Raw genomic sequence first — 6,353 nt, 5'->3', positions numbered from 1 at the left:
GTGACGAAGTAGAACCCGATCGGGAAGCCGCTGAACACCGCGTCGGCCACCTGGGCCACCAGGGTCTTCTGGTGGTAGTCCGGCGGCGCCCCGCCGAGCTGGGCCGCCGGGTCCTCGGCGATCTTCACCCCGCTCAGCTGGGCCAGCACGATCAGGCCCATCAGCATGGTCACCGAGATCATGCCCATCATCAGCAGGGTGGTGGCCGCGTTGCGGGACTTGGGTTTGCGGAACGCCGGCACGCCGTTGCTGATCGCCTCGACCCCGGTCAGCGCCGCGCTGCCGGAGGAGAACGCCCGCAGCACCAGGAACATCATGGCCAGGCCGGCGAACTGGTCCCCGGTGGCGTGCAGCTCGAAACCGGCGCTCTCGGCCGTCAGCTCCTCGCCGAGCACCCCCACCCGGAACAGGCCGATCGCCACCATCCCGAGCACCCCGGCCATGAACGCGTAGGTCGGGATCGCGAACATGGTCCCGGACTCCCGGATGCCGCGCAGGTTCATCGCGGCCAGCACCACGATGGCGGCCACCGCGAAGGCCGCCTTGTGGGCGGCCACGAACGGCACCGCGGAGCCGATGTTGGACGCGGCGGAGGCGATCGACACGGCGACGGTGAGCACGTAGTCCACCATCAGGGCGCTGGCCACCACCAGGCCGGCGGACCGGCCCAGGTTGACGGTGGCCACCTCGTAGTCACCGCCGCCGGACGGGTAGGCCCGCACGTTCTGCCGGTAGCTCGCGACGACGGTGAGCATCACCACGACGACGGCGACGCCCACCCACGGCGCGACCGCGTAGGCGGACAGGCCGGCGACCGACAGCACCAGGAAGATCTCCTCGGGCGCGTAGGCCACCGAGGACATCGCGTCCGAGGCGAACACGGGTAGCGCGATCCGCTTCGGCAGCAGCGTGTGGGCCAGCCGGTCACTGCGGAAGGGCCGGCCGACGAGCAGACGCTTGGCCACTGATGCGAGCTTGGGCACGGGTGCACAGCGTAGGCGGTCCGATCACCTCATCGGAGCAGCGGAGGCGGTAGGTTCGACAGAACAGGCTCAGCGTTGTCCGGGGTGCCCTCACGAGGAGGCGGGTTCTTGCATGTCGTGATCATGGGCTGCGGTCGGGTCGGCAGCTCGGTGGCGGCGGCACTCGAGCGCCTGGGGCACTCCGTCGCCGTGGTGGACAAGGATCAGCACGCGTTCCGCCGGCTCGGCAGTGACTTCCACGGCCAGCAGGTGGTCGGCAACGGGTTCGACCGCAACGTGCTGATCGAGGCGGGGATCGAGCGGGCCGCCGCGTTCGCCGCGGTGTCCAGCGGGGACAACTCGAACATCATCTCGGCCCGGGTGGCCCGGGAGACGTTCAGCGTCGAGCACGTGGTGGCGCGGATCTACGACCCGAAGCGGGCCGAGGTCTACGAGCGGCTCGGCATCCCGACCGTGGCCACCGTGCCGTGGACGACCGACCGGCTGATGCGCACCCTGCTCCCGGACGGGGTGGCGGCCGCCTGGCGGGACCCGACCGGCAAGGTGGCGGTGCTGCAGGTGCCGGTGCACGAGGACTGGGTCGGCCGCACCGTGCACGAGCTGGAGGAGACCACCGGCGCGCGGGTGGCGTTCATCATGCGGTTCGGCAGCGGGGTGCTGCCCGAACGCAAGACCGTGATCCAGGCCGACGACCAGGTCTATGTCGCCGCCCTGTCCGGCACGGTCTCGGACGTGACGGCGGCGGCCGGCCAGCCGCCCGAGGAGGGCCACTGATGCGCGTCTCGATCGCCGGGGCGGGTGCCGTCGGCCGGTCCATCGCCGCCGAGCTCATCGCCGCCGACCACCAGGTGATGCTGATCGAACGGGACGCGCGGCAGTTCGAGCCGCACACCGTCGAGCAGGCCGAGTGGGTGCTCGCCGACGCCTGCGAGCTCGCCTCGCTGGAGGAGGCCGGGCTGCACACCTGCGACGTGGTGATCGCGGCGAGCGGCGACGACAAGGTCAACCTCGTGGTGTCGCTGCTGGCCAAGACCGTCTTCGCGGTGCGCCGGGTGGTGGCCCGGGTGAACGACCCGAGCAACGAGTGGCTGTTCAACGAGGCCTGGGGCGTGGACGTGGCGGTGTCCACGCCGCGCATGCTGGCCGCGATGGTCGAGGAGGCGGTCAGCGTCGGCGACCTGGTCCAGCTGCTCACGCTGCGTCAGGGTCAGGCCAACCTGGTCGAGATGACGCTGCCGGACAACACGCCGCTGGCCGGCCGCGCGGTGCGGGACCTGGAGCTACCCCGGGACGCCGCGCTGGTGACCATCCTGCGTGGCCGGCGGGTCATCGTGCCGCAGCCGGAGGACCCGCTGGAGGGCGGCGACGAGCTGCTGTTCGTGGCCTCGGCCGACGTCGAGGACCAGATCCGTGCCGCCCTGGGCCACACGAGGAAACCGGACTAGCGAGGATCAAGACTCCGTGGCGGGCTCGCCGTACTTGGCGCGCAGCCGGGCCTCGGCGGCCTTGTCCTCGGCGTCCTGTGCGCTCTCCCGCTGCCGGACGAGGTGGCCGGCGCGGCGGGCCGCCCAGATCGTGACCAGCAGGGCCAGCGCGGTCAGCGGGTAGCCCATGGCGATCCGGGCGAAGGCGAGCCAGCCGGTGAGGTCCTCTTCGTAGAGCCAGCGCTGCACCACGAACCGGGCGGCGAAGACCAGCGCCCAGGACACCGTTGCGAGGTCGTAGGCGATCATGGCCCGGCGGTTCTGGCGCCACTTCTGGCCGTGCCCGTTGAGCAGCCCCCAGATCACCCCGATGAGCGGCCAGCGGACCAGGACCGAGAGGGTGAACAGGGCCCCGTAGACCAGGCTGGCCCAGATGCCGAACAGGAAGAAGCCCTTGGCGGAGCCGGTCCGGTAGGCGATGAACGCGGCGATGGCCACACCGAAGAACCCGGAGATCGCCGGCTGCAGCGGCTGCTTGCGCACGACCCGGACCACGGTGATGAGCAGCGCGCTGCCCACCGCGGCCCAGATCGCCGGTTGCAGCGAGAAGATCGAGTTGACCAGGACGAACACCAGGACCGGCACCGAGGAGTAGATCAGGCCGCTGATCCCACCCATCTCCTGGAGCAGGGTGGTCCGCTTGTCCGCCTCGGCGGGCTCCGCTTGAGTCATGTGGTCGTCTGCAGTTCGTAGTAGGGGTTGTAGAGCACCTTGCGGCCGTCCCGCACGGCCATCCGGCCGTGCGCCTTGATGGTGCGGCCGGGTTCGATGCCGGGAATCCGGCGCCGACCGAGCCAGACTAGTGTCACGCCCTCGGTTCCGTCGAACAGTTCGGCCTCCAGCGTGGCGACCGCGTCCCGGGGCCGGAGCTCGACCGAGCGCAGCCTGCCGAGCACGGTCACCTCTTCGCCGGACTTGCAGTCACAGGCCCGCTGCGCCCCCTGCGCCTCGGCCTTCTCCGACAGGTCGTCGGCGTCGAGCACGTCCACATCGGTCGTCAGCTTCTTGACCAACCGGCGCCAATAACCATCCCCCTTGGTGCTCATCTCCCGCTCCTGGTGTGTGAGGCCAGCCCCGACTCCGGCCGTGCACAATCAAGCGTAACCGCGCAAGGCCCGACCGAGTGATGGAACGGAAGGCGAGTGTGACCCAGCCCGCGTTGCCGTTTGCCAGGGTCGAAACCGCCCGTTCAGCAGTGTTGTTACCGGGCACCGGCTCGGATGAGGTGTTTGTCCGGTCTGTCTTCAAGATCCCGCTGGCCGCCGTGGGAATACACGCTGTGACGCCAGCGCCTCGGCCAGGCCCCGAACTGGGTGACGCCTTCCTCACCGCTCTCGACGAAGCGGCTACCGAGGGTCCCGTCATCGCCGGAGGTATCTCCTTCGGCGCGCATCTGGCCGCCGAATGGGCGCTGCGCAACCCGGACCGGTGCGCCGGCCTGCTGCTCGCGCTGCCGGGCTGGCTCGGCGCGCCGGGCGAGTCTCCCGGGGCCGTGTCCGCCCGGCTCGGCGCGGACCGGGTGCGGGCTGCCGGGGTGCACGCCGCGCTGGCCGAGCTGACCGGCTCGGTGGACGCCTGGCTGGCTGACGAACTGCACCGGGCCTGGCTCGGCTACGGCGCGGGCCTCGCCGACGCGCTGGACGCCGCCGCCGGCCGCCCCGCCCCGGCCCGGTCCGACCTGGGCGGCCTGACCATGCCGGTCGGCGTCGCCGGCTGCGTGGACGACCCGATCCACCCGTTGCCGGTGGCCCGGGAGTGGGCCGCGGCCGTCGCCCGCGGGGCGCTGTGCACCACCAGCCTGGACATCATCGGAGCCGACCCGGAGGCCCTCGGCCGGGCCGCCGTGCTCGCCTGGCTGCACGCCGGCGGCCACCCCCCGGCTTAGCGCTCGGCCAACGCCAGCGCGCCGCCGAGGCCGATCATGGTCAGGCCGCTGGCCACCCGCTGCCGGGTGCGCCAGCGCCGGCCGGTCAGCCGGGCGCCGAGACCTCCCGCGAACACCGCGACCACCAGGTCCGCCGCGAGGGCCAGCAGCACCGCGATCGTGCCCAGCAGGGCGAACACCAGCGGCGCCGGCACCGGTCCGGGATGCACGAAGTGCGGCAGGAAGGCCAGGAAGAACAGCGCCGTCTTCGGGTTGAGCAGCTCGCTGAGGACGCCCTGGCCGACCGCCGAACGGTTGGCCCGCGCGACGTCCGGCGGCGCGGCGGCGGAGTCGCGGTCCAGCAGGGCCCGCACGCCCAGGTAGATCAGGTAACCGGCGCCCAGCAGCTTGAGCACCGTGAAGGCCGTCGCGGACGCGGCCAGCAGCGCCGAGAGGCCGACGGCGGCCGCCGCGACGTGCCCGAGCGCGCCGATCCCGTTGCCGAGCACCGACCGGACCCCGTCGGCCCGTCCGCCCCGCAGGCTGCGGGCCAGGACGTAGAGCATCCCCGGGCCCGGCAGCACCGCGAACAGCACGGCCGCGCCGAGGAAGACCAGCCATTCCGCGGAGGTGGGCATGCGGCCAGGCTAGCCCGGCTCCCCTTCGCCCTGGACCTGGGCGATGTGCTCGGCGATCGCGTCGGGCAGCTCCAGCGGCAGTGGCGTGCGCACCGGCATCGGCGCCTCGCCGCGCACCACCACCGTGTTGCGCAGCATCTCGCGCAGGGCGGCGGCGCTGTACCTGGCCGCGTCCGGGGTGCCGGCGACCACGCCGCGCAGCATCCACCTGGGCCCGTCGATGCCCACGAACCGCAGGGACACCGTCCCGAGCGAGGCCGCCAGCTCCTGGCCCCAGTCACCGGACTCGCTGTGCACCGCGGCGCCGTCCCCGCGCAGCTGCGCCGCCAACTCGCCGCAGACCTCCTCCCACAGCCCGCCCGACCGGGGCGCGGCGTAGGCGTTGACGGTGAACTGACCGTGCGGCGTCACCACGTGCACGGCCCGCACCGGGCCGGTTGGGTCCATCTCCACCTGCAGCTGTGCGCCGTCCGGCACCGGCACCCGCACCGAGCCGAGGTCCAGCCGGGACACCCCGTCGTCCGGCGCCTCGGCCTCGTCGTAAGGCCCGGCATCCTCCTCGTCGTACCCGTGCTCCGGATACTCGAGATCCTCGAACTCCTCGGCGCCCCGATCACGGCGATCCCGCCGGCCGAAAAGTCCCACTCAGCGCTCCTCCGTCCGCACCGAACCGCCCAACAGCGAGTGTCCACCGGTCGAGCCGTATCCGCCGGTGCTGCGCTCCGACTCGGCCAGCTCGGCCACCTCGCGGAACACCGCGTGCTCGACCCGCTGGATGACCAGTTGGGCGACCCGGTCGCCACGGCGCAGCTCGACCGGCTCGCGGGGATCGAGGTTGATCAGGCAGATCCTGATCTCGCCCCGGTAGCCGGAGTCGATGGTGCCCGGCGTGTTCACCACCGACAGCCCCACCCGCGCGGCGAGCCCGGATCTCGGATGCACGAAACCGGCGTAGCCGTCCGGGATGGCGACCGCGATGCCGGTGCCGACCACCGCGCGCTCCCCCGGCGCCAGCACGACGTCCGACGTGGTGACCAGATCGGCTCCGGCGTCGCCGGGCCGCGCGTAGGCGGGCAGCGGCACGTCCGGGTCGAACCGGGTCAGCGGGACCTCAACGCTGGGCATGACGGGCGAGACTACCCTGGAGCCGTGCGCGACCCAGGAAGTGGCACGGACTCGCCCGCGGCCGGCGCGCGGCGCGGCGAGTCCTACTCGGAACGGCTCTACGTCACCTGGTACTGGTGGCCGCTGCCGTTGCTGGCGGCCACGATTCTGGCCGCCGAGGTGCACCTGGGTTACGGCGGCGTGCGGGCCTGGCTGCCTTACGTGGTACTGATCCCACTGACCGTCGCGCTGATCATCCAGATGGGCCGCGCGCGGGTCA

General features: G+C 72.3%; 10 protein-coding genes. 4 read left to right on the top strand and 6 right to left on the bottom strand.

The genetic code is table 11. The features are described from left to right. Positions 1-983: APC family permease (locus VFO68_RS11640; protein WP_325158241.1), on the bottom strand; the 983-nt coding region annotated here is incomplete at its 3' end. Between the two features lie 108 nt (positions 984-1,091). Between VFO68_RS11640 and VFO68_RS11635 the strand changes: the two genes are divergently transcribed. Together VFO68_RS11635 and VFO68_RS11630 are read left to right on the top strand one after the other, a co-directional pair. Then, entirely contained in the window at positions 1,092-1,757 is a 666-nt protein-coding gene (locus tag VFO68_RS11635) for a TrkA family potassium uptake protein (RefSeq protein ID WP_325158240.1), read from the top strand. After that, complete coding sequence (locus tag VFO68_RS11630) at positions 1,757-2,428, top strand: TrkA family potassium uptake protein (protein WP_325158239.1); 672 nt, start codon at positions 1,757-1,759, stop codon at positions 2,426-2,428. The genes VFO68_RS11635 and VFO68_RS11630 overlap by 1 nt, the downstream gene beginning before the upstream one ends. A gap of 6 nt (positions 2,429-2,434) precedes the next feature. Here VFO68_RS11630 and VFO68_RS11625 read toward each other — a convergent pair whose 3' ends face one another. Further along, the gene (locus VFO68_RS11625; RefSeq protein WP_325158238.1) at positions 2,435-3,139 is read right to left on the bottom strand and encodes a DUF3159 domain-containing protein; all 705 of its coding nucleotides are present in this window, start codon (positions 3,137-3,139) and stop codon (positions 2,435-2,437) included. After that, a complete protein-coding gene (locus tag VFO68_RS11620) occupies positions 3,136-3,513 on the bottom strand; it encodes an OB-fold nucleic acid binding domain-containing protein (RefSeq protein WP_325158237.1) in 378 nt (125 codons plus the stop codon). The genes VFO68_RS11625 and VFO68_RS11620 overlap by 4 nt, the downstream gene beginning before the upstream one ends. 233 nt (positions 3,514-3,746) lie before the next feature. On the opposite strand from VFO68_RS11620, the gene VFO68_RS11615 reads away from it, so the two are divergent. Beyond that, positions 3,747-4,352 (top strand): alpha/beta hydrolase, encoded by a 606-nt coding sequence (locus VFO68_RS11615; protein ID WP_325158236.1) that lies wholly within the window; start codon positions 3,747-3,749, stop codon positions 4,350-4,352. On the opposite strand, the gene VFO68_RS11610 is transcribed toward VFO68_RS11615, so the two are convergent. From VFO68_RS11610 to dut, 3 genes are read right to left on the bottom strand one after another with little or no spacing between them, the layout of a single operon-like run. Then, positions 4,349-4,969: a LysE family translocator gene (locus VFO68_RS11610; protein WP_325158235.1), complete on the bottom strand. Its 621-nt coding sequence runs from the start codon at positions 4,967-4,969 to the stop codon at positions 4,349-4,351. The genes VFO68_RS11615 and VFO68_RS11610 overlap by 4 nt on opposite strands. A gap of 9 nt (positions 4,970-4,978) precedes the next feature. Then, complete coding sequence (locus tag VFO68_RS11605; RefSeq protein WP_325158234.1) at positions 4,979-5,614, bottom strand: DUF3710 domain-containing protein; 636 nt, start codon at positions 5,612-5,614, stop codon at positions 4,979-4,981. Continuing rightward, a complete protein-coding gene (dut, locus tag VFO68_RS11600; protein WP_325158233.1) occupies positions 5,615-6,094 on the bottom strand; it encodes a dUTP diphosphatase in 480 nt (159 codons plus the stop codon). It lies immediately after the preceding gene. 24 nt (positions 6,095-6,118) lie between these two features. On the opposite strand from dut, the gene VFO68_RS11595 reads away from it, so the two are divergent. Further along, a partial coding sequence (locus tag VFO68_RS11595) for a DUF3093 family protein (protein WP_325158232.1) occupies positions 6,119-6,353 on the top strand: 235 nt, incomplete at its 3' end.

Source organism: Actinophytocola sp., from assembly GCF_035712165.1.
Classification (GTDB): Bacteria; Actinomycetota; Actinomycetes; order Mycobacteriales; family Pseudonocardiaceae; genus DASYTH01.
This window is presented reverse-complemented; position numbering and strand designations above follow the sequence as displayed.